Below are 26,608 nucleotides of genomic sequence, written 5' to 3'. Positions count from 1 at the left end.
CCGCGCCCCTCGCCCAGCGGCCGGGGGGGGGGGGGGGGTGGGGGCGCGGGGGGGGGGGGCCGCGGGGGGGGCGCCCCCCGGGGGGGGGGGGGCCCCCGCGGCTGCCGGACGGTCAGGCGTCGAGGTCGCTGGCGACCATCTCGGCGATCTTGTCCAGGGTCGGGTGGTCGTCGCTGGTGATCACCACTTCGGCGCCCTGGCCCGCGCCGAGGGTCATGATCATCAGCGCCGAACCCGCGTCGACCGGGTCGCCGCCGACCAGCGCGAGGGTGACCGGAACCCCGGCCGCGCCGACCGCTTCGGCGATCAGGGCGGCGGGACGGGCGTGCAGGCCGACCGAGGAGCCGACGGTGACGGTGGTGCTGGCCATGGGATATCTCCTTGTGGGTGAACGGGTTACGCGGTGGTGAGGACGGGGGACACGGACTGCTTGCGGGTGAACTCCTTGGCGAGGGTGACGCTGAGCGCGGCGACCACGGTGCCCGCCAGCAGCGCGAGCACGAACCAGGCCAGGTGCCCGATCGCGAAGAACACGAAGATGCCGCCGTGCGGTGCGCTCAGCGTCACCCCGGTCGCCATCACCAGGCCGCCGGTGACCGCGCCGCCGAGCATCATCGAGGGCAGCACGCGCAGCGGGTCGGCCGCGGCGAACGGGATCGCGCCCTCGGAGATGAACGAGGCGCCCAGCAGCCAGGCGGCCTTGCCGTTCTCCCGCTCGGCCTCGGTGTAGAGGCGCGGGCGCACGGTGGTCGACAGCGCCATCGCCAGCGGTGGGACCATGCCCGCCGCCATGACCGCGGCCATGATCCGCAGCGTCGCGGTGTCGGTCACCGACAGGCCCGCGGCCGCGAAGGAATAGGCCGCCTTGTTGACGGGCCCACCGAGGTCGAAGCACATCATCACGCCCAGGATGACACCGAGCGCGATCGCCGAGGTGCCGGACAGGCCGTTGAGCCAATCGGTGAGTCCGTTGGTCACGGCGGCCAGCGGCTTGCCGAGCAGGACGAACATCGCGACGCCGACGATCAGCGAGGCGAGCAGCGGGATCACGACCACGGGCATCAGGCCGCGCGCCCACGTCGGTACCGGCAGCTTGCCGACCCACAGGGCCGCGAAACCGGCGACCAGACCGCCGACCAGACCACCGAGGAACCCGGCCCCGACGAACACCGCGATGGCGCCCGCGGTGAAACCCGGTGCGAGCCCGGGCCGGTCGGCGATCGCGAAGGCGATGTAGCCGGCCAGCGCGGGCACCAGGAAGCCGAAGGCGAGTGCGCCGATCTGGAACAGGACCGCGCCGAAATAGGTGGCCAGGCCGCCGTCGGGCAGGTCGGTGATCGAGTTGTTCAGCACGATGTCCTTCGCGCTGTCGGAGATCTCGTACCCGCCGAGCAGGAAGCTCAGCGCGATCAGCAGACCGCCCGCCGCGACGAACGGGATCATGTAGCTGACGCCGGTGAGCAGGATCTGCCGCAGCCGGGTACCCCAGCCGATCCCCTTGGCCGCCGCGGCCGCCGCCGGTGCCGACCCGCCGACCGTGGCCGCGCCCGGCGTGGCGCTCGCCGCCACCGCCTCCGCGATCATCGTGTCCGGTTCGTTGATGGCCCGCTTGACGCCGGACTCGACGACCGGCTTGCCCGCGAACCTGCCTCGATCCTTCACGCCCACGTCGGTCGCGAAGATGACCGCGTCGGCCGCCGCGATGGTGGCGGGGTCCAGCTTGTCGCCGCCGCTGGAGCCCTGGGTCTCCACGGCCACATCGACCCCGGCGCGCTCGCCCGCGGCGACGAGGGAGTCGGCGGCCATGTAGGTGTGGGCGATGCCGGTCGGACAGGCGGTGACCGCGACGATCCTCGGTCGCGCCCCCTCGGCCGCGCTCCCGGCGGAAGTCTGTGCGGCGCCGACTGTTCCGGCGGTCGCAGTGCCAGTCGTTGCGGCCGAGACCGATTCGCCCGTCGGAGCGGCGATGGCTGTGGCCGAGGATGTTTCGGCGGCCGGTGCGCCTGTGCCGGCTGCGGTGGCAGTGCCAGGGGCGGTGCTCGCGGCCGGGGAGTCACTGGTGGAGTTACGGGCATCGGGTGTCTGTGGCGCGGTGGCGCCCGTCGCGATGGTGGTGCCCGGTGCCGGGGCGGGCGGTGGGTTGATGACGCCGTCGACCAGGGCGACGATGTCGGCGGGTGTCGCGGCTGCTCGCAGGTCGGCGACGAAGGCCGGGCGGACGAGGGCGCGGGCCAGCGACGACAGCAGTTTCATGTGCTCGGCGCCCGCTCCCTCGGGCGCGGCGATCAGGAACACCAGGTCGGCGGGGCCGTCGGGGGCACCGAAGTCGACGCCGGGGGAGAGGCGGGCGAAGGCCAGGGACGCGGTGGTGACGGCGGCCGCGCGGCAGTGCGGGATGGCGATGCCGCCGGGGAGCCCGGTGGCCGACTGCGCTTCCCGGTCCAGCGCCGCCCGGCTCACCGCGTCGGCGTCACTCGCGCGGCCCGCTGCGGCGAGCCTGCCCGCGAGCGCGGTGATCACCGTGTCCTTGTCGGCGCCGAGATCGGTGTCGAGCGTGATCAGGTCGGTGGTGATGATCGAATCGGCCATCGTGGTGTCTTTCGCGAGTGGGGGTGGAGCGGGTCAGCAGGTCGGCAGTGGGGGGCGGGTGGGGCGAACGGGAGTCGACGGGCGGGGCCGGGCGCAGTGCGGCAGCCGGGCCGCGGTGCGTCGTCGGCCGGGGTACCGCGGCGGACGGCGGTCGTCAGGGGGTCGGCGCGCGGTACTCATGCCGAGCCCGGCGGGCGATCGGAGGCCGTTCGGAGCGGGCGGGCGGTGACCGCGTCGAGGTCGACATCGGCCGGACCGGGCAGTTCGGTCCCGGGCAGCGCGGTGGCCGCGCTGCCGTAGGCGACGGCGGCGCGCAGCCGGTCGGCGGGGCCCGCGCCCGCCGCGTCGGCGAGCAGATATCCCGCCAGGGCGGAGTCGCCCGCGCCGACGGTGCTGCGCGGCACGATCGGCGGGGCCGCGGCGAACCAGGCGTCCTCGGCGGTGACCAGCACCGCACCGGCCGCGCCGAGGGTCGCCAGGACCGCGCCGACGCCCCGATCGATCAGGCGGGCGGCGGCCGCGGCGGCGGCCACGGGGTCGTCGAGGTCGACCGGGTCGAGCCCGGTCAGCTGGGCGAGTTCCTCGGCGTTGGGCTTGATGAGATCGGGTGCGACGCCGACAGATTCGGCGAACAGCGCCAGCAGGGGCGCGTCGGAGGTGTCGACCGCGATGCGGGTGCGGGTAGCGCCGTTCGCGGACGCGCCGAGGGGCGACAACCGCGCGACCAGCTCGGCGTACCAGTCGACCGGAACCGCGGGCGGCAGCGAACCGGACAGCACGATCCAGTCGGCCCCGGCGGCCAGCTCGACGAGCACCGCCGTCAGCTCGGCCAGCTCGCGGCCGGTCAGCGGACGGCCGGGAGCGTTGATCTTGGTGGTGGTGCCGTCGGTCTCGGCGATGGTCAGGTTGATGCGTGGTTCACCCGGCACCGGCACGGTACGGAAACCGATCCCCGCCGTGCGCAATCCGTGCACCACCGGATCGTCCTCGGCCCCCGGCAGCACCGCCACGACCGGCGCGCCACCCGCCGCGACGACGCGCGCGACGTTCACGCCCTTGCCGCCGGGTTGCGCGGTGACCCCGGCGGCGCGATGCACCTGCCCGCGTCGCAGCGGTCCGGTGAGGGTGACCGTGCGGTCCACGCTCGGGTTCGCGGTCAGGGTGACGATCATGCGAGGACCACCTCGATGCCCGCCGCGACCAGGTCCGCGTGCGCGCCGGCCGGGATGTCGGTATCGGTGACCAGCACATCGATGTCGTCGGTGCTGCCGAAGCGGACGAAATCCTCCCGGCCGACCTTGCCCGCGTCGGCGACCACGACGACCCGGTCCGCGGCGGCGATCATCGCGCGCTTCACCGCGGCCTCCTCGGGATCGGGCGTGGACAGGCCGTGCCGGACGGTGAGCGCGTTGGTGCCGACGAAGGCGACGTCGACCCGCAGCTCGCCGAGCATTCGCAGTGTCTCGGCGCCGACGGCCGCCTGGGTGACCCCGCGCACCCGCCCGCCGAGCAGGTGCACCCGCACCCCGGCGAAACCGGTGAGCCGGGTGGCGATCGGCAGTGAGTTCGTGACCGCGACGAGGTCCAGGTCGGTCGGCAGCTCGGCGGCCACCCTGGCCGTCGTCGTGCCCGCGTCGAACAGCACGCTGCCGCCGGAAGCGGGCAGGTGGCGCTGGGCCAGCACGGCGATGCGGTCCTTCTCGGCGGCGCGGGTGTTGTCGCGTTCGGCGGTGCCCAGCTCGATGGTGGTCAGCGCGCCCGCGCCGACCGCGCCGCCGTGCACCCGCCGGATCAGGCCGAGCCGGTCCAGGACGGCGAGATCGCGCCGCACGGTCTCGGTGGTGACCCCGTACTGATCGGCCAGTTCGGCGACGGAGACCCGTCCGCGATGCCCGATGAGGGTCGCGATGGCCTGCTGCCGTTCCTCGGCGTACATGGGTTCCTCCGATGCGCTGAATGTGTACTCATATTGTTTTATGCCCGTTTGTGTTGCTTTGTCAATCAATTGTGGTGAGCCGAGTCACAATCGTTGCGCGGCGCTATCGTCGGTCACCATTCGGTCCCGGGTGCTCGCGGTCACATCCGCGCGGTGCGCGTGGCGGGTGTCACCGTGGAAGGCGGTGCAGGTCAAGCGGTTTCGGTGCGACTGTCACGCCCCGTTTACGTGTCTCGTCGATGATCGACACGTGCGCGGGTGACGCTGAGCCGCATGTGGCGAATCGCAGTGCGACCCCGTGTCACGGCCCTGGCCTGCGAGGTGTGCGGGCGGCTGCCGCACCCGCGCCGAACCCGGCTGGCGCTGGCCAAACTGGCGGCGGTGTTCCCGGTGGAGCTGGCGCTGCACGCGCTGGTGATCCACCTGCACCCGCCCTATCTGCTCACCGTCGCCCTGCTGACGATCACCACCACGATCCTGGTGATCTGGGTGGTCGAGCCGGGGGCGATGCGCATGCTGGGCGGCTGGCTGCACGGCCCGGAGCTACGCCACCGCGACCGGATCGACGAGGCGCAGGCACTGTGGCGGATCCGGGTCAGGCTGGCGGACCGGCCGGGCGCGCTGGAGACGCTGGCCAAACACCTGGCGCAGCGCGGGGCCAACATCCTCACGGTGCACGTGCATCAACTCGAGGACGCGGTGCTCGACGAACTCGTCGTCGCCGCGCCCGAGGGGGTCACCGTGCACAGTCTCACCTCGGCGGTGGTGCAGGCGGGTGGTTCGGGGGTGCGGGTCTGGCCCGCGACGGTGCTGTCGTTGATCGACGGTCAGACCAAGGCGCTGGCCATCGCGGCCCGGATCGTGGGCGATCCGGACGAATTGCCCTTGGCCGTCGCCGAATTGCTCGGCGCGCGCTATCTCGCGCCCGGCACGCCCGCGGCGGGCGATGTGGGCGAGGGCACCGTGCTGGAACTCGAACGCGACGACGATCGCTGGGGATTCGTGCGTCCCGACGAACCGTTCACGCCGGCCGAGATCGCGCGGGCGCATCGGCTGGCCGACCTGGCTGCGCTCACCGCCCGGCTGCGGTGATCAGTCGAAGCCGAGATCGGCGGTGAGCGGATCGCGTAGCGCGCCCTCGGCGGCGCGTAGTCGGTCGGTCACCGAGGTGAGCAGGTCCATCGAATCCTGGGAGAGGCCACAGGCGAGGAGGGTGAGGTAGCGGATCGCACCGTGGGTGATGCGCCGAGCGAGGAGAACGTCCGGGTCGGCGGGTGCGGCCGAGTGTTCGACGAGGGTCACGACAGGGGCACTCACAATCTCGGAACGTGCTGCTGGGTACGCTGCTGTCTACTTACGAGTATGACGCACCTTACATCCCCCCTGGGGTCTGTGAACCCCGGCTCGCATGCGAAAGTTCAGCGATGAGTCAGTTCGCCGACTATCAGAACGAGATCTACCTGGCCGCGCTCGGTGGGAATCTGCCCGAATTTCCCATGGACTACGCGACGCTCGAGCGCAAGGCGACCGCCGCGCTGCCCGACACGCTGCTGAACTACATCGCCGGTGGGGCGGGCGACGAGCTCACCCAGCGCCGCAATGCCGAGGCCTTCGCCGACTGGGGGCTGGTGCCCCGGATGCTGGTCGGGGCGACCGAGCGCGATCTCACCGTCACTGCCTTCGGGCACACCTTCGCCAGTCCGCTGTTCCTGGCCCCGGTCGGCGTGATCGGCCTGGTCGGCGAGCACGGGCACGGTGACATCGCGGTGGCCCAGGCATCGGCGAAAACCGGTGTGCCCGCGATGTTCTCGACGCTGATGGAGGACCCGCTCGAGGACGTCCGTCCGCACGCGGGCGACACACCGGCGTTCTTCCAGCTGTACACGCCGAAGAACCGGGAGCTGGCCGAGAGCCTGGTTCGCCGCGCCGAGGCGGCCGGCTACGCGGGCATCACCGTCACCCTCGACACCTGGGTCCCCGGCTGGCGTCCGCGCGACCTGTCCAGCGGCAACTTCCCGCAGCTGCGCGGGCACGTGCTGAAGAACTACACCAGCGACCCGGTGTTCCAGGCGATGGTCGGCTCCGATGATCCGAAGCTGATTGTCCTGCATTGGATCGCGACCTTCGGCAACTCGCTGACCTGGGACGACCTGACCTGGCTCCGCTCGCTGACCGAGCTGCCGATCATTCTCAAGGGCATCTCGCACCCCGAGGACGCGCGCAAGGCGATCGACTTCGGCGCCGACGGCATCTACTGCTCCAATCACGGTGGGCGCCAGGCCAACGGCGGGCTCAGCGCGCTCGAGACGCTGCCCGCTGTCGTCGCCGCGTGTGGCGACCGGGTGCCGGTGCTGTTCGACTCCGGCGTCCGCTCCGGCGCCGACGTCGTCAAGGCGCTGGGTCTGGGCGCGACCATGGTCGGGCTCGGCAGGCCGTACGTGTACGGGCTGGCGCTGGGCGGGGTGCGCGGACTGGTGCACCTGCTGCGCAGCTACGCCGCCGAGGCCGATCTGCTGATGGCCGTCAACGGGTATCCCGATGTCGCCGCGGTGCGCGCCAACATCCGCCCGACGACCGCGGGCAACGCCGCCCGCGACTGATCCGCGGACGGCCGGGAAGCCCGTCATCGGACGGGTTTTCGGGCCGTGACGGTGGGCTCGCCCGGAACATGTCGGTGGCGTGCGGCATCATCTCCAGCACACCACGCTGTAGAACGCACCAACCTCCGGAGTCCACGATGTCCTCGCCGAGCACCAAGTCCGCATCCCGCCGATCCGCCCCGCAGGTACTGTCCGAGGCCGAGCTCGCGCGCATCGCGGGTGAGCTGGCCGACGGCAAACCGCCGATGGTGTGGTTCACCGCCGCCGCCGTCGGCGTCGCGGAGGGCAAGTCGGGCAAGGTCGTCGCCCTCGGCGACCCGGCCGACGGCGACTTCCTGCAGGTGAAGCCCACCGGTTCCAAAGATGTGCTGTCGTTCGGACCGAGCGAGGTGACGCTGACCAAGCCGGCCCGCGCGACTACCGTAGCGCCGGGCGGATCCTCGCGGACCCGCCCGGAGAGTGTCCCCGAGCCGAGCAATCGAAAGGACCACACTGTGACCCAGCCGTCGACCCTGCCGAGCGCCGCACCGACGCCGCCCGCTCCTCGGTCGCTCGCGCCCGTCCCCGACGAGTCCGCCGCGCCCAAGCCGGCGACACCGCGTCCGGCGGCGAAGACCACGGCGGCGCGCAAGCCCAAGGCGCCCGAGGTGACCGTCACCCTCACCGGCACGTCCGACGGTGAGTGGACCGTCGACGTGGTCAACGGCAAGAAGCGCAGTGTGAAGGGGCTGGCGGTGAGCAGTGGCGCCGTCGCCCAGGCCGCCAAGATCCTGCACCCGGAGGTCGAGGAAGTCGTGGCCGGGATCCTGGAGGCCGCGCGGGGCGCGCAGCAGGCCAAGGTCGCCCAGCTGCAGGCCGAACTGGAGGCGGCCAAAAGGCTCCTTGCCGAACTAGGAGACTGAGCGCCGTCCCCACCCGCACGGCTATACCGCTGTGCTGGTGGGACTTCCGGTACTGCGCAGGACCCGGGGCCCGGTGTTCTGGCGCAGGCTGTCGTGGAAGGCGAGGCCGAGGCGGTATTCCTTGGCGTGGTACATCGCGGCGTCGGCGGCGCGGATCAGGTCGAAGACCGTGGAGTCGGTCGGCCGGGTGGCCACACAGGCGACGCCGATGCTGGCGGTGATGGGAATCTCGCCGCAGCTCAGATCGAACGGCCGCACGAACGCGCCGAGCAGCTGTTGGGCGAGTACCGCCGCCTCGGCCCGGCTGCGGGCGGCGAGCACGACGAACTCGTCACCGCCGTAGCGGGCGGTGACGTCGCTGCGCCGGGCGGTGCGGCGGATGCGGGCGGCGGCCTCGGCGATCAGTTCGTCGCCGACGGCGTGCCCGTAGCTGTCGTTGACCATCTTGAAGCCGTCGAGGTCGATGAACAACAGGCACAACGGTTTTCCGGCCCACTCCCGGCGATGCCGGTGCGGCGCCCGCAGCAGCGCGCCCCGGTTGAACAGGCCGGTGAGCAGATCGTGGTCGGCCTGGTACTGGGCGCGGCGCTCGCTGCGCAGGCTCCGGGCGATCGCGCGTTCGCTGCGCACCAGCACCCCGACCAGCAGCAGGGTGAGCAGCAGGCAGATCACCACCCGGTCGCCCGAGCCGAGGTCGGCGCCGACGACGCTCACCAGCGAGGCGGCGACCAGCGCCACCGCGATCGCGCCCGCGCGTCTGCGCGATCGGTGCGGGTGCGCGTCGTCGGCCACGTGCGCCACGCCCATCGTCGGGTGCAGCGCGGCCAGCCCCGCCAGCAGGTACGCCCACTGTTGCGGCACCAGCGCGAAACCGCTGTCGACGAGGACGGTGCCCGCGGCGGTGAGGCTTTCGAGCAGCCCGCCGACGAGCACCGCGATCAGCGCGGCCTGCAGCAGCCGCAACGCGGTCTCGCTGCGGACCACGGTGGCCAGCGAATGCGCGAGCACGGTCAGCAGCAGCGCGTCGATCACCGGGTAGCTCGCGGCCAGCACGGTGTCGAAACCGTTGGGGTGGCGCAGGATCGGCGAGATCAGGAACGTCCACGAGGCGAGCAGGGCGCTGAGCCCGATCAGCATCGAGTCGAGCCACAGATCGCGGGCGCCCGCCACGCGGCGCGGTTGCAGCCAGCCCACCGCCGCCAGCCCGAGGCACAGGTAGGCGGCCACGGTGCACAGATCATCGACGGGGCGCCACGCGCTGTGCAAACCGAGTTCGCGTATCGCGGTCCCCGCAGCGAACAGCGGGACCGAGGTGGCCAGCAGGTACCAGGGCGTCCGGTGCGCCGGCCGGTGACTGTAGAGGCCGTAGCCGATCATCGCCAGACTGCCCGCGACAATCGCGACCAGCAGCAGGAACGACAGTGACCGCGTGCCGAGCAGCGGCGCGAGCAGCGCGGCCCCGGCCGCCCCGAGGACGATCGCGTACCAGCGCGGGTTCCGCCGGCATGTCTCGCTGATGGTCATCAGCCCCCCTCGATCCTGCTGCGCACGCGACGAGCGCCGATCGAACGTAAGAGACGCTCAAAACCTTTACAACTCAGTCGATCATGACACGTTCGGCACCCGGTTGTCGTGCCCTTGCGCGCATTGCCGGATACCGATTCGGTACCCGGTGCGCGGCACCCGGCCGACAGGGTGTGTGGTGGGATCGCCGCAGCGTCGACGAGTGTAGAGGAGCCGAAAGATGGACAGCTGGATCGCACCCGGCCGGGTCAACATCATCGGTGAGCACACCGACTACAACGACGGGTTCGTGCTGCCCATCGCCTTGCCGCTGGGCGTGGTCTGCGCGGCCGGGCCCACCGCGGACGGCCGGGTCCGGCTCACCTCGGCGCAGCGGCCGGGCGAGGTCGTCGTGGTCGCGGTGCGAGAGCTTGCGGCGCAGCGTGATCGGGTGCCCGGGTGGGCGCGGTATCCGCTCGGGGTGGTGGTCGAGTTCACGCGCCGGGGGCATCCGATCGAGGGGGTGCGGCTCGAGGTCGACGGCGCGGTGCCGATCGGGGCGGGATTGTCGTCCTCGGCGGCGCTGTGCTGCGCGGTGACGGTGGCGCTGCGCGAGTTGTTCGCGCCCGAACTCACCGATCGCGCCGTCGTCGAGATCGCGCGCGCCGCGGAGAACGGTTTCGCCGGGGTGCCGACCGGGCTGCTCGACCAGTCCGCGTCGATCCTGTGCACGGCGGGTCACGCGCTGTTCCTCGACGTGCGCGCCTTCACGGCGCCCGACGGCCCCGAACCCGCTGCGGTGGAGCAGATTCCGTTCGATCTCGCGGCGGCGGGGCTGGCACTGATCGTCGCCGACACCGGCCATCCGCACGACCTGGCCGACGGCGCGTATGCCGAGCGCCGGGCGCAGTGCGAGGCGGCCGCCGCCGTGCTGGGGGTGCGCGCCCTGCGCGATGCCACCGAGGCCGACCTGCCCCGGCTCGCCGATCCGCTGCTGCGGCGGCGGGCCAGGCATGTGGTCACCGAGAACGCGCGGGTGCTCGCTGTCGTCGACCGTCTGCGTTCGGGTGCCGACCCGCGGACGATCGGTGGACTGCTCACCGCGTCGCACCGGTCGCTGCGGGACGATTTCGAGGTGTCGGCCCCCGCGCTCGACCTCGCGGTCGACGCGGCCCTGGCGGCGGGCGCGCACGGCGCGCGGCTGGTCGGCGGCGGTTTCGGCGGCAGCGTGCTGGCGCTGGTCGACCGCGCGGACGACGACCGGGTGGCCGCGCGGATCGAGCAGCGCTTCCTGACGGCGGGTCTGTCCGCGCCCCGGGTCTTCACCGTCGAACCGGCCGCCGGGGCCCACCGAGTGGCCTGAACAAAAGTTCGCTGAACCCGATTCGGCCTGTGACGCGCAGCACCATCGCGCACAGTAAATCCATCCGAGAATGTTCGGCGGGCGACGCGGCCCGCGCCGTCGCCAACGACGCCCCTGCGCCGCCCGGTTCCAGGCCAGGAGGGACACGCTGTGCCGCTTGCCGTTTCCACCACGCTCGACGCGTCGTCGACCCTGCGTCTGGACGCCGCTCCCGTCGACTACGCGCTCGTCGCTTTGTATTTCGTCTTCGTGCTCGGCATCGGGCTGATCGCCCGGCGCCGGGTGTCCTCCAGCGTCGACTTCTTCCTTTCCGGCCGATCGCTGCCGGCCTGGGTCACCGGGCTCGCCTTCATCTCCGCCAATCTGGGCGCGGTGGAGATCATGGGCATGTCGGCCAACGGCGCCCAGTACGGCTTCCCGACGTTCAACTACTTCTGGATCGGTGCCGTGCCCGCCATGCTCTTCCTGGGCGTGGTGATGATGCCGTTCTACTACGGCTCCAGGGTCCGCTCGGTGCCCGAGTTCATGCGCAGGCGCTTCGGCACCGGCGCGCACCTGGTGAACGCGCTGAGTTTCGCGCTGGCCCAGGTGCTCATCGCCGGGGTGAACCTCTACCTGCTCGGCACCATCGTCAATGTGCTGCTGGGCTGGCCGCTGTGGATCTCGGTGATCGTGGCGGCGGCGATCGTGCTGTCCTATGTCACCCTGGGCGGGCTCTCGGCCGCGATCTACAACGAGGTGCTGCAGTTCTTCGTCATCGTGGCGGCGCTGCTGCCGCTGACCCTGGTCGGTCTGCACCGGGTCGGCGGCTGGGAAGGCTTGCAGGACAAGGTGACCGCCTCGCCGGGCGGTGCCGCCCAGCTGAGCACCTGGCCGGGCAACGCGATGAGCGGGTTCACCGGCGACTTCGCCTCGATCATGGGCATCGTGTTCGGCCTGGGCTTCGTGCTCTCCTTCGGCTACTGGACGACCAATTTCGTCGAGGTGCAGCGCGCCCTGGCGACACACTCGATCTCGGCCGCGCGGCGCACGCCCATCATCGGCGCCTACCCGAAGATGTTCATCCCGCTGATCGTGGTCATCCCCGGCATGATCAGCGCGGTGCTGGTGCCGCAGATGATCGAGTACAAGCAGCAGGTCACCGCGAATCCGGATTTCGAGGGCGACGTCACCTACAACCAGGCGCTGCTGTTCCTGATGAAAGAGGTGCTGCCCAACGGGCTGCTGGGGGTGGGCCTGGCCGGTCTGCTCGCGGCGTTCATGGCGGGCATGGCGGCCAATGTCTCCGCGTTCAACACCGTGTTCAGCTTCGACCTGTGGCAGCAGTACGTCCGCAAGGGCAGGCCAGACGGCTACTACCTGAAGGTCGGCAGGCTGGCGACGGTCGGCGCGACCGTCGCGGCGATCTTCACCGCGTTCATCGCGGGCGGGTTCAGCAACATGATGGACTACCTGCAGACGCTGTTCAGCTTCTTCAACGCGCCGCTGTTCGCGACCTTCATCCTCGGCATGCTGTGGAAGCGGATGACACCCGCCGCGGGCTGGGTCGGCCTGGTCAGTGGCACGCTGGCCGCGGTATCGGTGTTCCTGCTCAACGAGACCGGGGTGACGAACCTGTCCGGGCAAGGCGCGAGCTTCGTCGCCGCGGGCGCCGCCTTCGTCGTCGATATCACCGTCAGCGTCGCGGTCACGCTGGTCACCCGGCCCAAGCCCGCCGCGGAACTGGTCGGCCTGGTCTACTCCGAGACCCCCAAGGCGCTGCGCACCGACCCCGACGCGGACTCGCTGCCCTGGTACCAGCGCCCGGTACTGCTCGCCGGGATCGCGCTCGTGCTGGTGATCGCCCTCAACATCGTCGTCGGATAAGGAGACAGGGCCATGCTTTTCGATATCCGCACCATTATCGGCGCGTTGCTCGGTTGCTACGGCGTCGTCCTGGTGATCACCTCGCTGGTGCAGGACCCGGCCGCGCAGGAGGCCAAGACCGGCGGGATCGACGTGAACCTGTGGGCGGGTCTTGGCATGCTCGGGGTGACCGTCGTGTTCGTCGGCTGGGCGTTCCTGCGCCCGGTCCGGGTGCCCGAGACGTCCCCACTCACCCTGGAGGACTTCACCCCCGATCAGTAGCTCCCGGAATCCGCCACATATTGGACATGTGACCAGTAAAGTCCGGGCTGCTGACATCACCGCCGCTCGACCACCTGGGGAGATCCTGCCGATATGAGACGCACGCGCATCCTGTGCACGATTCTGTCGACGATCGCGCTCGTGCTCGGCGGGAGCGGCACGGTCTTCGCGGCGCCCAGCGGGTCCGGCACCGGCAGTGCGGCGGCCGCGCCGACGCGTGTGCCCGCCCTCGGCGCGGACTTCCAGTGGGGCGTGTCCATGTCCGGGTTCCAGTCCGAAGGTCATGTGCCGGACAGCAACTGGAGCCGCTACGCCGGTTCGGGGAAGGCGCGAGATCCGTACGGCGACTCGGTCGACTTCTACACCCGCTACGCCGAAGACATCGAACTGGCGGCCGGGCTGGGGGTACGGGTCTTCCGGCTCAGCATCGAGTGGGCGCGGGTGCAGCCGCGCGCGGATGTCTGGAACGACGACGACTTCCGGTTCTACGACGCGGTCCTGGCGAAGATCCGGGCGGCGGGGATGCGGCCCATGCTCACCCTCGATCACTGGGTCATCCCCGGCTGGGCGGCCGACCGGGGCGGCTGGACGAACCAGGGCATGGTCGCGGACTGGCTGGCCAATATGCGCCGCGTGGTCGATCGGTACGCGGCGTTCGATCCGCTGTGGGTGACCATCAACGAGCCGATGGGGTACGTGGCCCAGTCGATCAAGATCGGTGACATCGGACCGCTCGACGCCGTGCCGATGTTCGACCGGCTGGTGCAGGCGCACGGAGCGATCTACGACTACATCCACCAGCGGCAGCCGGGCGCGAAGGTGACCAGCAATGTCGCGCAGTATCCGATCGTGCAGAATCTCACGGATCTGCTGTTCGTCGACCGGGTCCTGGGCAAGCTCGACTACCTCGGCATCGACTTCTATTACGGTGTCTCGCTCCAGCATCCGCCGACCACCGCGCTGGTGGGTGACGAGCTGTGGAAGAACGCGATCGAGCCCGAGGGCATCTACTACGACCTGCGCACCTACGCCGAGAAGTTCCCCGGCCTGCCGATCTATGTGGTGGAGAACGGGCTGCCGACCGAGCACGGCGCGCCCCGCCACGACGGCTATACCCGCGCCGACCATCTGCGCGACACCGTGTACTGGCTCCAGCGTGCCGAGCTCGACGGCATCGACGTCATCGGCTACAACTACTGGAGCCTCACCGACAACTACGAATGGGGCAGCTACGCACCGCGTTTCGGGCTCTACACCGTCGATGTGACCGACCCCGGCCTGACCCGCCGCCCCACCGACGCGGTGGCCGCCCTGCGTGCGATCACCTCCGCGAACGGCGTCCCGGCGGACTATCGTCCGACCCGCCGACCCGCGCTGTGTTCGATCGTCACTCCCTTGCAGAGCTGCCTGCGTCCTGTCTCCGTGCCGTGAGTCTCGGGGCCTGTCGGGCATCCGACGTCGGCGCAGGAGGACCTGCCGCCGTTCTCACGCCGGAGCGGCTCCCGGAATACCGTCCTGGACGACGAAACCGGCGCGGGTGCTGATCGGTGCTCCCGGCCGGGTGACATAGGGCAGCACCCGGAAGTCGGTGCGCCACAGCCGGTGATCCAGCTCGACCCGGGCATAGCCGCGCTGCCGGTTGTAGAACTTCATGTCCGGATTGGCCGCGAGCAGCGCCCGCCCGCTATCGGGGAAGTCGGCGCCGTCACCGCCGGTGGTGATCGAGGTGCCCGTGAATTCCGTGGCCACCACGGGTGATTCGGGATCGGCGTAGTCGCCGCGCAGGTCGGCGACGTAGTTCTCGTGGCGGTCGCCGGTGATCACGACGAGATTGCCCGCGGCGCGTGCGGCGGCGGCGCCGAGCACCGTGTTGCGGTCGGCGATGTAGCCGTCCCAGGCGTCGGTGCCCAGCAACAGCTCCGGTCCCGGGTCGTAGTCGGACTGTGCCATCGCGACCTGGTTGCCGAGCACCTGCCAGCGCGTGGGCGAGGTGGACAGGCCGTCGACGAGCCAGTCCCGTTGCGCCGCACCGAGGATCGTGCGGTCGGTGGCGAAGCGGTCGGCGCAGCCGGTGACCGCGGTGCCGTCGCCACAGGCCTGCGGGGAGCGGTACTGCCTGGTGTCGATCATGGTGAACTCGGCCAGATCGCCGAAACGGTAGCGCCGGTGCAGGTGCGCGCTCGGCCCGGCGGGCAGCTGGGCCAGGCGCAGGGGTTGATGCTCGTACATGGCCTGGAAGGCGGCGGCCTTGCGGCGCCGGTACAGCGGCGGCAGCCGGTACACGTCGAGACCGAGTCCCGGCTGCGCCCCGGCCCAGTTGTTGTCGAGTTCGTGGTCGTCGAGGGTGACCAGCCAGGGAAAGGCCGCGTGCGCGCGTTGCAGCGGCGGTTCGGTCTTGGCCTGGGCGTACTTGAGGCGGTACCCCGTCAGGTTCACCGCCTCGCCCTCCAGCTGGGGCGGCAGGCTCGCGCCCTGCCGCGCGAGCACCCAGGACGACTCGTAGATGTAGTCGCCCAGGTGCACCACCAGGTCCAGATCCTCGGCGCCGAGATGCTCGTAGGCGGTGTAGTAGCCGGAGCTCCAGGACTGGCACGAGGCGAAGGCGAAGCGCATCCGAGCGGTCGGGCTGCCCGCCACCGGCGCGGTGCGGGTGCGACCGACGGGGGAGATCGCCGAGCCCGCCCGGAATCGATAGAAGTACCACCGATCCGGCGCCAGCCCGCCGACCTCGGGATGCACGCTGTGGCCGAGCGCGCGGGTGGCCACCGCCGCGCCCCTGGCCACCACCCTGGTGAAGCGCTCGTCCTCGGCGACCTCGTAGTCGACGGTCACCGGGTCGATCGGCATCCCGCCGTACCCGTCGGGCGCCAGCGGATCGGGTGCGAGCCGCGTCCACAGCACTACGCCGTCGGCGGTCGGCTCCCCGGAAGCGACACCGAGGGAGAACGGTTCGCCGAGTGTGCGCGGCGCGGCGAAGCGGGCGCTGCTCACCGCCGACACGCCGACCGCGGCCGCGACCGAACCGGTCACGCCGAAGCGCAGGAGTTGCCGACGGGACAGCGTCATCGCCTGTCGTCCTTTCACCGTCACCGAATGCGGAGTTCCCCTCCGATTCTGTCCGGCCCGGCCCCGACACGCGAACGAGACGGCCGATCAGGCGGCGAAAGCGAGCCAGTAGAAGACCCAGCAGGACAGCGCGGTGAGCGTCATATCGATCGCCGCGACCCCGGCCCACCGGCGGTGCCACGCAGCGTGCGCGCCCGGCAGCGGCGGATTGCCGAAATTGCGCACCGCCCGCACGATCACCACCGGCCACAGCAGTACCGAGGTGACGGCGAACACCAGGTGGATCGCCAGCGACGTCCACACCGCGGTGGAGGCCGTGCCGCCCACGACTCCCGCGGAGCGTTCCTGCCAGCCATTGAAGCGCACATCCAGTTCGAACAGCACGACGGCGACCAGTAGCGCGACACCCAGTCCGAGCTGGATCCCGCGGTGGAGCCGGAACCGCCTGCCGACCTTGACCCGGTACACACTCCATCCGAGCGCGAGCACCACCAGCACCATCGACGTCACCATCATGTCCATGGCGATCGACGCCCTCGTGCCGAGGAAGCCGTCGATCCCACTAAGGTCGTTCATCGCAATAGCTCCGTGTCGTCGGTGCGCGGCGCAGGCCCGACCAGGTCCGGGACGCACATGAATCGCTCTTGGAGACACGGTGTCTCCAAAAGCTCGACGGCACGCTAGCACGTACCCGAACTGGAACCGGACACGGGGAAGAGAAGGCAGCCAAGGTCCATGCCCAAGATCAACGCGGACAGCGTCCGCGAGCATCGCGCCCGAGTACTCGCGGCGCTGATCGACAGCGCCGAGTTCCTCCTGGCCCAGGACAGCGAGACCCCCCTGACCGCCGGGGCGGTGGCGGCCCGCGCGGGAATCGCCCGCAACAGCATCTACCGCTACGTCGACTCGATCGACGATCTGATCGAGATGGTGGCCACCCGCGGCTTCCCACGGTGGACGAGCGCGGTCCGCGACGCGATCGAGGCCGCACCGACACCCGCCGCCGGCGTGGTGGCCTACGTCCGCGTCAACGTCGAGCAGGCCGTCGACGGGGATCACGCCTGGCGCACCGCGCTCTCGCGGATGAACCTCTCGGCGCCCGCGCGGGCCCGGGTGATCGCGTTGCACACCGAACTGGCCGACCTCCTGCGCGGGGAACTGTCCGCGGCGGCGGTGACGAATCCCGCCCTGGTGACGGAGTCACTCCAGGCGCTGGTCGACGCGTGCGTGCGCCGGGTCGACGCGGGCGACGACCCGGCCACCGTCATCGACTACGCGGGCCGCGTCGCCGCCGTGCTCGTCAGCGAGGCGACGGCCGCACCGTGACCGGCTGCGCACGCAGCCGGTCGACGCGGGTCGAACTGGGCACTGCGGTCAGCAGCGCCGGATCATTTCCCCTGGAACGGCTGGTTGATCGTGGTGAAGTACTGGATGGCCGCGCCGAGGGCGACCGGCGCGGTCACCAGGATCTGTCCCGCCACGGTGCCGAGGGCGCCGAGGGCGAGGATGCCGCCGAGGCAGCCGACCGCCGCCGCGGGCAGGAACGGGCCGAACAGGCCGACGATGGTGGCCGAGGCGACCGTCGCGCCGACGATCCCGCCGAGCACGCAGCCGACGGCGGCGCCGCCGAGTCCGCCGACCAGGGTGCCGACAGCGGCGCCGAGGGAGATGGTGCTGGTCATGCGTGACCAGGCGGCCTGTTCGCGGTCGTACTCCGACTTCCAGGGCGCTTTGTCCTCGAAGGGCAGTGCGACCGGTTTGTAGACGGCCTTGTCCATGCTCAGCTGGGGGGTGAGGGTGGCGGTGCGGCCGGTGATCTCGGCGGCGATCGGGAACTCGAAATCGTCGAGCTGGAACCGCAGGGCAGTGGTGGCGACGGTGGTGCCGTCGGCGGCCCGCACCGCGAACACACCGTCCTCGACGATCAGCGATCCCGCGTCGGTGGTGATCCGCGCGGTGCTGTCGATCGTTTCGGCGGTGAAGCCGATCGGAGCCCGCGCGGTCGGCGCCGCGTGCACGGTGCCCGCGGCGACGGTGCCCGCGGTCAGCAGGGCGGCAGCGGCGAGGGCGATCTTGGTGGTCTTCATGGAATCGGTGCATCCTTCATCGAATGGAGCGGCTCCGGGCACGCGTCATCGCGACGGCACCCGAGCACGGGAAAGGTGTGGGGGCGAGGAGCTTTCGCCTCGCGATCGGAGGGTGTGCGGTCAGGCCGTGGGGTGGGCGCGCGCGGCGAGGCCGAGCGCGACGTCCACGATCAGGAAGCCGAGCAGACTCAGCCCGATCAGCGGGATGAACCAGCCGACCAGGACCGCCGCGGCGACCAGCGGGACGGTCAGCCACAGCGAGGTCCGGCGCAGCACGCCCCGGCGCGGAGGCACGCCGGCCGCGAACTTGCCCGTCGCCTTGGTCGGGCGCCGCTGCCACCACATCAGGTAGCCGAGCACGATCAGCGCGCACAGGCCGAGCGCCACCGCGAGCAAGAGCAGCTGATTGGCGATGCCGAACAACAGACCCATGTGGAAGGCGATGCCCCAGTTGGTCAGCTTGGCCATCAGCGGCCAGTCGGCGAAGGCGAGCCGGTCGGTGACCGTGCCCGTCGCGCCGTCGATCGCGACGGAGTCGATGGTGTAGGTGCCGGACTTGCGCAGCTCCTTGACGCCGAAGGCCTTCTCCGGCGTGGCCGGGATCGCGATCTCGGCGGCCTGGGTGATGCCGTTGGCCCGCGCGATCGCCCACACACTGTCGAGCTGGGCGATCCGGGCGGCCGGGTCGACCGGGGCGGGCGCGGTGTGGCCGGCGCTGTGGTGATCGCCGCCAGGGGACTGCGCGGGACCGACGGCGCCGGGCAGCTTCACGTTCACCGCGGGGGTGGTCCAGCTCAGTTCCTCGCGCAGCTTCGTGACATTGTCGCCGGCATACGTCGACCAGGTCATGCCGGTCGCCGAGAGCAGCAGCACCACCGGCAGGATCCAGAAGCCGATCGCGCCGTGCCAGTTCAGCTTGCGCCGCCTTGGCTCGGACAGATCCGGCGCCAGCAGCCACCGCGCCGAGCGCTTGGCCCGGCGCTTGCGCACCCGATGCACCCACAGCACGAGGCCGAACAGGGCGATCACCCACAGCCACGACGCCGCCAGCTCGCTGTAGAGCCGGCCGGGCTCACCCAGGTGCAGGCTGCGATGGAACTCGCTGAGCCAGCTCCGCAACGGCAGTGCGCCTGCGCTGCCGTAGACCACGGCCTCGCCGACCGGCCGCGCGGTATGCGGGTCGACGAACACCGCGAGCCGCTCGGAATCACCGAGGGTCGGGTCGTTGAACAGCACCCGGGTGGACTCGCCGTCGCCCGGCGCGGGCGCGACGGCGACGAGGGTCAGGTCGGGCCGGGCCGCGACCGCCGCGCCGACCTGCGCCGAGAGGGCCTGGTCGGGGCCGGAGGTGTCGACCTGGAGCAGATCGCGGGAGACGATCCCCTCGATGGTCGGCGCGATCGCGTACAGCGCGCCGGTGAGCGCGGCGATCAGGATGAACGGGGCGACGAAGATCCCCGCGTAGAAGTGCAGGCGCAGGGCCAGGGGATAGAGGCGCGCGCCCCGGCGGGTGCCGGAGCGGGGCCGTCCAGCGGAAGCCGGTGGTGACGAGGTGGGCTGCTCCTCGGCCGGACGGGTGTCCGTGATGCTCATGGTGATTCATTTCTGGAGTGCGGAAACCCGGTGCGCACGCGCGAAGAGCGCACGGCGAAATCGCTCGTGCACCGGGTGGAGGAAGGCTCAGAAAGGAATCGCGAGCGGCGGAGCGCGGGTGCGCAGTGAGCGCGCGGCGAAGATCCGCAGGATGACGCGGTCACGGTGGACCAGGCGCAGCGGCGCCGGGTCGGGAATGCGGGGTGCGCGGTAGCACAGCGGCAGGATCCGCGCCAGCACGGCGCTGCCGATCCGGTAGGCGGCCTCGGCGCCGAGGATGATCGCGGCGGCGAGGACGGCGGCGACGGCGTGCGCGGTGAGCATGCCCAGGCCGAGTGTGTCGTCGCCGTGGTGGGCGTGCCCGGACCAGCTCATGGTCGTGTGGCCGAGCAGCTGACCGCCCAGCAGCACCGCGGCCAGCCCGACCGCGCCGTCCCGGAGCGGGCCGATGCCTGCGACCACCGCGCCGACCACGGCCGAGACCGCCGCCAGCAGCACGACGGTGGTGCTGCCCGGCAGCGCGCCGCCCGAGGCCAGCCCGTGGGCGGCCAGCGACAACGCTCCCGACATCGAGCCCGCGCAGGCGCCGCGCAGCCGCGCGCCGACGGCACGCGACGGCGCGGCGGTCCGCGCGAACTCGATGATCACGCGCTGATGATAGTCGACCGGTATGGGCCGACCGACCGCCATCGCACGGCCGGACTCACGCCTGTTCGGCGTCCATCTCGATCAGCGGCTTGCGCAGCAGCTTGCCGGTGGCGTTGCGGGGCAACTCGTCGACGAAGATGACCTCGCGCGGGACCTTGTAGCGGGCCAGGTTCTCGCGGACGTAGTCCTTGATCTCCTGCGCGTCGCGCGCCGACTCCGGGCCGGGGACGACGATCGCGCGCAGCCGCTTGCCGTAGTCGCGGTCGTCGACGCCGACCACGGCCGCCTCGAACACGTCCGCCCGGCCTGCAATGAGGTTCTCCACCTCGAGCGGGAAGACGTTCTCGCCGCCGGAGACGATCATGTCGTCGTCGCGGCCGTCGATGTAGAGCAGCCCGTCGGCATCGAAATGGCCGACGTCACCGCTGGACATCATCCCGTCGACGATCTCCTTGGTGCGGCCGTCGGTGTAGCCGGTGAAGGCGAAACCGTTGTCCACGAAGATGGTTCCGGTGACGTTCGGCGCCGTGATCGGCTTGCGGTTCTCGTCGAGCAGCACGATCCGGATGCCGACCGGGGCCTTGCCCGCGGTGGTCGGCGCCTTGCGCAGGTCCTCGGGGGTCGCCACCGTCATCACCGCGCACTCGGTGGAGCCGTAGAGGTTGTAGAGGCTGTCGTTGAAGTAGTCCAGCGTGCGGGTCACCACGTCGGGCGCGATGGCCGAGCCGGCCGCGAAGATGACCTTGATCGTCTTCGGGTCGTACTTCGCCAGGATCTGCTCGTCCAGATCGAGGATGCGCTGCAGCATGGTCGGCACCACGATCAGCGAATCCGCCTGGTACTTCACGATATTGGCCAGCGTCTTCTCCGGATCGAACCGGCGCTGCTGGAAGATCACCCGGTTGCCCAGCGCCAGGCCGAGGGTGAACTGCGACAGCCCGGTGCCGTGGAAGATCGGCGCCGCCATGATCATGGTGCCGTTGTTGGGCAGCGGCACCCGGTCGATGAACTGGGCGGAGGCGAACGGGCTCACCTTGTCGCGCGGGGCGCCCTTCGGGGTTCCGGTGGTGCCGCTGGTCAGGATGACCATGCCGCCCGGCTTGCTCGGCGGGGTCAGCGGCGACACCGAACGGCCTGCCGAGACCGACTCGACGGTCGGGATCGCCGGGTCGACGCCGTGCGCCTCGTCGACCCAGGTGAGCACGCGCGGGATGTCGGCGGGGATGGCGCTCATCAGGTCGACGAACTCGCTGTCGTGCAGCACCGCCTTGACCTTCTCGCGCGCGGCCACGTCGGCGAACTGTGGCTTGGCGAAGCCGGTGTTCATCAGCACCGCGCGCACGCCGAGCTTGCCCGCGGCGAGCAGGCTGAGCACCATGCCGCGATGATCGCGGGCCAGCACGGCGATCACGTCGCCCTCGGCGATGCCGCTCGCCCGCAGGCCGCGGGCCAGCGCGTTGGACTGCTCGTCGAGCATCCCGAAGGTGAGTTCGCCGCGCTCGTCGACGATGGCGCCCGCGTCCGGCCTGGTCTGGGCGGCGTGCATGACCACACCGGCGAACGGGCCGAACTTGGAGACGTTGAAGAACGAGCGGGCGGCGTGATCCAGGCGCAGCGGATTGAACAGCTTGCGATCCATCATCACTTTGACGCCGAGCGCGAAATCACCGGCGCGCCGGGCGGTTCCGCCGAGCGCGGGCAGAGACAGAGACATCGAACAGCCTTCCGGCAGACCGATCCCACGACGAACCCCCGTGGGGCCGGACCGCGTCATCGAGATCCAGTGCTGGTGCTAACAATAGCAAGCAACGCGGTCCGGTTGTGCTCTGTCTCTCAGTCCGCCGACCTCACTGTGACACCTCATAATCGATGAGGACACGGCGCAGGATCTTGCCGGTCGCGTTCCGGGGGAGTTCGTCGACGAAGACCACTTCGCGCGGCACCTTGTAGCGGGCCAGATTCTCCTTGACGTGCGCCTGGATCTCGGCGGCGCCGGTGTTGTGGCCCTCTTCGAGCACCACGAAGGCGCGCAGTCGCTTGCCGAATTCGACGTCGTCCACGCCGACCACCGCGACGTCGAACACGTCGACGCGCTCCACCAGCAGGTTCTCCACCTCCTGTGGGAAGACGTTCTCGCCGCCGGAGACGATCATGTCGTCGTCGCGGCCGTCGACCATGAGCAGGCCGCTGGCGGTGAAGTGCCCGAGGTCGCCGCTGGACATGAAACCGTCGATGATCTGCTTGTTCCGGCCGTCGGTGTAGCCCTCGAAGGGCGCGCCGCTGCGCACGAAGATCCGGCCCGTGGTCTCCGGCGTCTCGACTCGCTGGTCGTTCTCGTCGTAGAGGCGGACCTCGCAGGTGATCGGGGAGCGCCCACAGGTGCCCGGCGCCTCGGCGAGCTCGGCCGGGGTGGCGATGGTCGCGATGGCCACCTCGGTCGAGCCGTAGAGGTTGTAGAGCACCGGTCCGAACGCCTCGGTGGCCTTGATGCACAGCTCGGGGGAGAGCGCGGACCCGGCGAACAGGATCACCTTCAGCGAGGACAGGTCGTACTTCGCCCTGACCTCGGCGGGCAGCTCGGTCAGCCGGTGCAGCATGGTCGGCACCGCGACCAGCATCTCCACCTTGTGCTCGGCGATCGCGGCCAGGGTGGCCTCGGCGTCGAAGCGGCGGCGCACCACGATCTTGTTCGACAGGATGGTGCCGACCAGCCAGGTGCCCAGACCCGTGCTGTGGAAGATCGGCGAGACGATCATCATGGTGCCGCGCTTGGGGAAGGGCACCCGGTCGACGAACTGCGCGGTCGCCATCGGGGTGACCTTGGTGCGCGGCGCGCCCTTGGGCAGGCCGGTCGTGCCGCTGGTGAGGATGATGAACCCGCCCGGCTTGCTCGGCGGGGGCAGCGGCTCGGTGGAGTTGCCGGCGATGAGGTCGTCGAAGGTCGTCGCGCCCGCGGGCAGTTCGGCGCCCTCGTCGACCCAGGTGAGGAAGCGCGGCAGCTCGGCGGGCAGTGCGTCGAGCAGTCCGATGAACTCGCTGTCGTGCAGCACGGCGCGGACCTGCTCGCGCTCGCACACCTCGGCGAACTGCGGCTTGGCGAAGCCGGTGTTCATCAGCGCGATGCGCGCGCCCAGCTTGCCCGCCGCGATCATCGACATGAGCAGCCCGCGATGATCGCGCGCCAGCACCGCGATCACCATGCCCTGCTTGATGCCGGCGTCGTGCAGGCCGCGGGCGATCGCCGTGGACTGCTCGTCGAGCTCACGGTAGGTGAGCTCGCCCCGCTCGTCGGCCAGCGCGACCTGCTCGGGCGCGACGCGGGCGGAGTGCCGGACCAAGGTGGCCTGGGGGCCGTAGATCTTGGATTCCTTCATGGTCCGCAACGTCTCGAGCGGTTTGGTCGGGTCGGAGACGCCGCGCGAACGCAGCACCCCGAGCGCCTTCACGCTTTCGAGCAGATGGGTCACGTTCACTCGGCTACCTCCACAGCATCGATCCCTGGATGCTCACGGTAGCAGTCGATGTGCCCTGCATCACAGTATTCCAACCGGACAATTAGGACATTTATCAATCAGCGTTGCGCGCTGGCCAGCGCCGCGAGCAACGGGACGAGCCTGCCCTCCGGTACCTCGAACCGGCCGAGCCCGGCGGTCTGCAGCCAGCCGACCGCGGCCAACTGGCGCAGGTGCTGGTAGATCTCGGCCGAGGTGCCCAGTTCCTCGATGGCGGCCAGGTCGGCCGCGGTGCGGCGGCCGTAGACGATCTCGCGCAGCAGCCGCAGGCGTACCGGATTGGCCAGGACCGCGAGGCAATTGGCGGCCTCGATGGTCCACACGTCACCCACGATGGCATCGGTGGCGAACTGTGCCTGCCAGTCCAGCCGCTCGCCGGTCGGCAATTGCAGCGCGCCCGCCAGGAGGACGCCGCCGTTGCGCACGCCGGCGGCGTCGAACTCCTGCCGCAGGCGCGCGACCGCCCACGGCAGTTGCGGGTCACCGCCGCCGGACTGCTCCAGGGCGGCTACCCGTCGTTCCAGTTCTTCGAGTCGGTCGACCAGATCCACGCGGCAAACCTACGCCACACCGGACCGGTTGCGCGGCAATGCTGCCCGCCGACCGTGCACGCACCCCGGAAACGTGGCGATTCCGGGGTGCGTGCGGGAGTGGACTACCGGGTGACCGCGCCGAAGGTCGGCTGCTGGATGGTGCCCAGCTGGTAGGCGTAGCCGTCCGGGTGCGCCTCGTCGACCGGCACCGACCAGCGGTGCCACAGGTTGCCGTACACCGCGGCCACGACGAGCCCGCCGCCGGTGTTCAGCGGAGCGGTGCGGATCGTGGTGTCGACCGGCACGTCCTGGTGCTCGGTCAGCACCGCGGTGCCGCTCTGGCCGTTGGACAGGTTCAGCCACATGACCTCGAGCTTCGCGCCACCCTGATTGGGGGAGATGGTGCCGGGCCCGCCGAAGAAGCCCATCCGGAAGCCGTCGATGTCGAGGGCGATACCGGAGCCGTAGACGCCGGGACCGCCGCCGTTCTGGCCGATGTCGGAGGTCGCGGGGATCTGGAAGGGCTGCGCGGGCAGCGCGACGTCGACGGTGCCCTTGTCGACCAGCTTGTCCAGGGCGGCGAGCGCGCCCGGGTTGCCCGCGACCGTGGTGCGCAGCTGCGCGACGGCCGCGGCCACGTCGACCGTGGCCTGCGGGGCGGGGTCGGCGGAGGCGGGGGCGGCGAAGACGACGGCGACGGCGGCCGAAGTGGCGGCGACCGCGGTGGTGAAGCGACGCATGAAACTCAGTTGATGCATAACCAGCTCTCCTCGAGTGTTCCTGGTACTGCTTTCCCTGGTGGATCGTTCGCTCGTGCACCGTAACCGACGCGCACTGTGGCCGCGGTCACTGGCCCGGCCTCACGGCATCGGGGCGACCTGCACCTTGTAGCCGCGATACAGCTCCGGTTTGGCGGTCAGCACCGGCATATCGAGGTTCTGCGCGGTGAAGACGACGGGCGCGACCAGCGGCCATTCGGTGTGGTCGTCGGCCATCGGGACGGTGGTGCCGATGCGGATCGCGGTGGCCGCGTCCAGTTCGGCCCAGCGCACGGCGACCCGATTGTCGAGCAGGCGACCGAGTTCGTCGATATTGTCGACGGCGCGCATGGCGGCCATCAGGCTCACCGCCGGGACCACCATGATCCGGCGCTGCTGGGTGAACTGGCGCATGATGACCTGCCCGAACAGCGGGGACAGGGCGAGCGAGGTGAGGGCGGTGTGGTCGGCGACGCTCACCGCAGGCCCGCGCCGGTGCCGTCCAGTGCGCTCATGAGTACGTCGAGTTTGGCCTGCGCGTCGGCGATGTCGGCGGCGGAGTGCTGCTGGATGCGGTCGTCGAGGCCGCCCAGGATCTGCTCGCGCAGGTCGTCGTTGAAGTACGCGGGGGGCAGGGCCCCGTGGCGCAACACTTCGGCAGGAACCACCGCGACCAATTCTTTCCCCTCCCGCGTCACGATCACCGGTCGTCCGCTGGCGGACACCCCGTCGAAAACACTACCGAGCTGCCCCCGCAATTCGGTCAACGGCACAGTTTCGTAATCGGCCATATCCCACTGTACATCGCTGTGTACAGTGGTGACGTCCGACGGCGGGGACGCCGTCGGCCCGCCGGTACGCGGCGGGCCGATCTCGCTCAAGCGACCTTGCGTGCGGGCTCGCTGCGGTATCTGGTGACCGGGCCGTCGATGCCGAGCAGGCGCCAGGCGAGCTTGGCGACCGGGTTCATGAGTCCACTGTTGGTGGCCAGCGCGCGCACATCGCCGAAGATGTTGCGCATCGTGACCTGCGATTCCTCGCCGCCCCAGTACGCCTCGCGCATGACCTCGGCGGGGATGTCGAACTTGTCGACGAACTCCTTCGGCGGCGTCATGATCATGTCCAGCATGATCCGCATCGCGATCGGGAACAGCACCGACAGCGCGGTTTTGGTGATCGGGTTCATCCCCGGCACATTGCGGCGCAGGTACTCGTGCGCGAACGAGATGTGGCGCGCCTCTTCGGCGACGTGGATCTGCATCACCCGCTGCACCATCGGATGCAGGTCGACCCCGGCGCGCAGCAGCGACTTCTGCAGGTGATCGATCGGTTCCTCGCCGCCGAGGATCATGGTGAAGAACAGCTCGGGGAAGTACTTCACCGCGGGCCAG

The 26,608-nt window shown here is 70.6% G+C and carries 26 protein-coding genes; 8 read left to right on the top strand and 18 right to left on the bottom strand.

Annotated elements, in window-relative coordinates; genetic code table 11:
* Positions 1-112: 112 nt before the first annotated feature.
* The 4 genes from ACIO52_RS32180 to ACIO52_RS32165 all read right to left on the bottom strand — a co-directional run bounded on the left by ACIO52_RS32180 (position 113) and on the right by ACIO52_RS32165 (position 4,525).
* Positions 113-370: an HPr family phosphocarrier protein gene (locus ACIO52_RS32180; RefSeq protein WP_402649233.1), complete on the bottom strand. Its 258-nt coding sequence runs from the start codon at positions 368-370 to the stop codon at positions 113-115.
* A 26-nt stretch (positions 371-396) separates the two neighbouring features.
* A complete protein-coding gene (locus tag ACIO52_RS32175) occupies positions 397-2,589 on the bottom strand; it encodes a fructose-specific PTS transporter subunit EIIC (protein WP_402649230.1) in 2,193 nt (730 codons plus the stop codon).
* A 176-nt stretch (positions 2,590-2,765) separates the two neighbouring features.
* Positions 2,766-3,761 carry a 1-phosphofructokinase family hexose kinase gene (locus tag ACIO52_RS32170; RefSeq protein ID WP_402649228.1) on the bottom strand — a complete coding sequence of 332 codons (996 nt, stop codon included), beginning with the start codon at positions 3,759-3,761 and terminating at the stop codon, positions 2,766-2,768.
* On the bottom strand, positions 3,758-4,525 hold the full coding sequence (locus ACIO52_RS32165) for a DeoR/GlpR family DNA-binding transcription regulator (protein ID WP_218720999.1): 768 nt from the start codon (positions 4,523-4,525) through the stop codon (positions 3,758-3,760). The genes ACIO52_RS32170 and ACIO52_RS32165 overlap by 4 nt, the downstream gene beginning before the upstream one ends.
* A 273-nt stretch (positions 4,526-4,798) precedes the next feature.
* Between ACIO52_RS32165 and ACIO52_RS32160 the strand changes: the two genes are divergently transcribed.
* The gene (locus tag ACIO52_RS32160) at positions 4,799-5,617 is read left to right on the top strand and encodes an amino acid-binding protein (RefSeq protein ID WP_218720998.1); all 819 of its coding nucleotides are present in this window, start codon (positions 4,799-4,801) and stop codon (positions 5,615-5,617) included.
* On the opposite strand, the gene ACIO52_RS32155 is transcribed toward ACIO52_RS32160, so the two are convergent.
* Complete coding sequence (locus ACIO52_RS32155; RefSeq protein WP_218720997.1) at positions 5,618-5,842, bottom strand: hypothetical protein; 225 nt, start codon at positions 5,840-5,842, stop codon at positions 5,618-5,620.
* Positions 5,843-5,949: 107 nt separating this feature from the next.
* On the opposite strand from ACIO52_RS32155, the gene ACIO52_RS32150 reads away from it, so the two are divergent.
* Both ACIO52_RS32150 and ACIO52_RS32145 read left to right on the top strand, forming a co-directional pair.
* Positions 5,950-7,125 (top strand): alpha-hydroxy-acid oxidizing protein, encoded by a 1,176-nt coding sequence (locus ACIO52_RS32150; protein ID WP_316575824.1) that lies wholly within the window; start codon positions 5,950-5,952, stop codon positions 7,123-7,125.
* A gap of 137 nt (positions 7,126-7,262) precedes the next feature.
* A complete protein-coding gene (locus tag ACIO52_RS32145; RefSeq protein ID WP_316575823.1) occupies positions 7,263-8,027 on the top strand; it encodes a DUF6319 family protein in 765 nt (254 codons plus the stop codon).
* A gap of 21 nt (positions 8,028-8,048) precedes the next feature.
* Here ACIO52_RS32145 and ACIO52_RS32140 read toward each other — a convergent pair whose 3' ends face one another.
* A complete protein-coding gene (locus tag ACIO52_RS32140; protein WP_402649222.1) occupies positions 8,049-9,551 on the bottom strand; it encodes a diguanylate cyclase in 1,503 nt (500 codons plus the stop codon).
* Between the two features lie 220 nt (positions 9,552-9,771).
* Between ACIO52_RS32140 and galK the strand changes: the two genes are divergently transcribed.
* From galK to ACIO52_RS32120, 4 genes are all read left to right on the top strand, one after another.
* Positions 9,772-10,893 carry a galactokinase gene (galK, locus tag ACIO52_RS32135; protein ID WP_402649219.1) on the top strand — a complete coding sequence of 374 codons (1,122 nt, stop codon included), beginning with the start codon at positions 9,772-9,774 and terminating at the stop codon, positions 10,891-10,893.
* A gap of 150 nt (positions 10,894-11,043) precedes the next feature.
* Positions 11,044-12,759 carry a sodium:solute symporter family protein gene (locus ACIO52_RS32130; RefSeq protein WP_402649216.1) on the top strand — a complete coding sequence of 572 codons (1,716 nt, stop codon included), beginning with the start codon at positions 11,044-11,046 and terminating at the stop codon, positions 12,757-12,759.
* A gap of 12 nt (positions 12,760-12,771) precedes the next feature.
* Positions 12,772-13,020, top strand: a complete 249-nt coding sequence (locus tag ACIO52_RS32125) for a hypothetical protein (RefSeq protein WP_316575819.1) — start codon at positions 12,772-12,774, stop codon at positions 13,018-13,020.
* 93 nt (positions 13,021-13,113) lie between these two features.
* A complete protein-coding gene (locus ACIO52_RS32120; protein ID WP_402649213.1) occupies positions 13,114-14,451 on the top strand; it encodes a family 1 glycosylhydrolase in 1,338 nt (445 codons plus the stop codon).
* Between the two features lie 54 nt (positions 14,452-14,505).
* On the opposite strand, the gene ACIO52_RS32115 is transcribed toward ACIO52_RS32120, so the two are convergent.
* Together ACIO52_RS32115 and ACIO52_RS32110 are read right to left on the bottom strand one after the other, a co-directional pair.
* The gene (locus ACIO52_RS32115) at positions 14,506-16,086 is read right to left on the bottom strand and encodes an alkaline phosphatase D family protein (RefSeq protein ID WP_316575817.1); all 1,581 of its coding nucleotides are present in this window, start codon (positions 16,084-16,086) and stop codon (positions 14,506-14,508) included.
* 87 nt (positions 16,087-16,173) lie between these two features.
* Complete coding sequence (locus ACIO52_RS32110) at positions 16,174-16,662, bottom strand: DUF420 domain-containing protein (protein WP_218720988.1); 489 nt, start codon at positions 16,660-16,662, stop codon at positions 16,174-16,176.
* 159 nt (positions 16,663-16,821) lie between these two features.
* Between ACIO52_RS32110 and ACIO52_RS32105 the strand changes: the two genes are divergently transcribed.
* Positions 16,822-17,412, top strand: coding sequence for a TetR/AcrR family transcriptional regulator (locus ACIO52_RS32105; protein ID WP_402649210.1), 591 nt, complete (start codon positions 16,822-16,824; stop codon positions 17,410-17,412).
* Positions 17,413-17,474: 62 nt separating this feature from the next.
* On the opposite strand, the gene ACIO52_RS32100 is transcribed toward ACIO52_RS32105, so the two are convergent.
* The 10 genes from ACIO52_RS32100 to ACIO52_RS32055 all read right to left on the bottom strand — a co-directional run.
* Positions 17,475-18,173 carry a hypothetical protein gene (locus ACIO52_RS32100; protein WP_402649207.1) on the bottom strand — a complete coding sequence of 233 codons (699 nt, stop codon included), beginning with the start codon at positions 18,171-18,173 and terminating at the stop codon, positions 17,475-17,477.
* A gap of 120 nt (positions 18,174-18,293) precedes the next feature.
* A complete protein-coding gene (locus tag ACIO52_RS32095) occupies positions 18,294-19,766 on the bottom strand; it encodes a PepSY domain-containing protein (protein ID WP_316575814.1) in 1,473 nt (490 codons plus the stop codon).
* 87 nt (positions 19,767-19,853) lie between these two features.
* Positions 19,854-20,414 (bottom strand): hypothetical protein, encoded by a 561-nt coding sequence (locus tag ACIO52_RS32090; RefSeq protein WP_218720985.1) that lies wholly within the window; start codon positions 20,412-20,414, stop codon positions 19,854-19,856.
* A 55-nt stretch (positions 20,415-20,469) separates the two neighbouring features.
* Positions 20,470-22,128 (bottom strand): acyl-CoA synthetase, encoded by a 1,659-nt coding sequence (locus ACIO52_RS32085; protein ID WP_218720984.1) that lies wholly within the window; start codon positions 22,126-22,128, stop codon positions 20,470-20,472.
* A 133-nt stretch (positions 22,129-22,261) separates the two neighbouring features.
* Positions 22,262-23,887 (bottom strand): acyl-CoA synthetase, encoded by a 1,626-nt coding sequence (locus ACIO52_RS32080; protein ID WP_316575813.1) that lies wholly within the window; start codon positions 23,885-23,887, stop codon positions 22,262-22,264.
* 98 nt (positions 23,888-23,985) lie between these two features.
* Entirely contained in the window at positions 23,986-24,477 is a 492-nt protein-coding gene (locus ACIO52_RS32075) for a helix-turn-helix transcriptional regulator (protein ID WP_218720982.1), read from the bottom strand.
* Between the two features lie 104 nt (positions 24,478-24,581).
* Positions 24,582-25,217 carry a hypothetical protein gene (locus ACIO52_RS32070; protein WP_218720981.1) on the bottom strand — a complete coding sequence of 212 codons (636 nt, stop codon included), beginning with the start codon at positions 25,215-25,217 and terminating at the stop codon, positions 24,582-24,584.
* A 102-nt stretch (positions 25,218-25,319) separates the two neighbouring features.
* Positions 25,320-25,697, bottom strand: a complete 378-nt coding sequence (locus tag ACIO52_RS32065) for a hypothetical protein (protein WP_218720980.1) — start codon at positions 25,695-25,697, stop codon at positions 25,320-25,322.
* Complete coding sequence (locus tag ACIO52_RS32060) at positions 25,694-26,098, bottom strand: type II toxin-antitoxin system Phd/YefM family antitoxin (protein ID WP_218720979.1); 405 nt, start codon at positions 26,096-26,098, stop codon at positions 25,694-25,696. Before ACIO52_RS32060 ends, ACIO52_RS32065 begins: the two co-directional genes overlap by 4 nt.
* On the bottom strand, positions 26,095-26,608 hold a 514-nt coding region (locus tag ACIO52_RS32055; RefSeq protein ID WP_402649200.1), incomplete at its 5' end, for a diiron oxygenase. The genes ACIO52_RS32055 and ACIO52_RS32060, both read right to left, overlap by 4 nt.

Source organism: Nocardia sp. NPDC087230 (genome assembly GCF_044744725.1).
Lineage (GTDB): Bacteria > Actinomycetota > Actinomycetes > Mycobacteriales > Mycobacteriaceae > Nocardia > Nocardia canadensis.
This window is presented reverse-complemented; position numbering and strand designations above follow the sequence as displayed.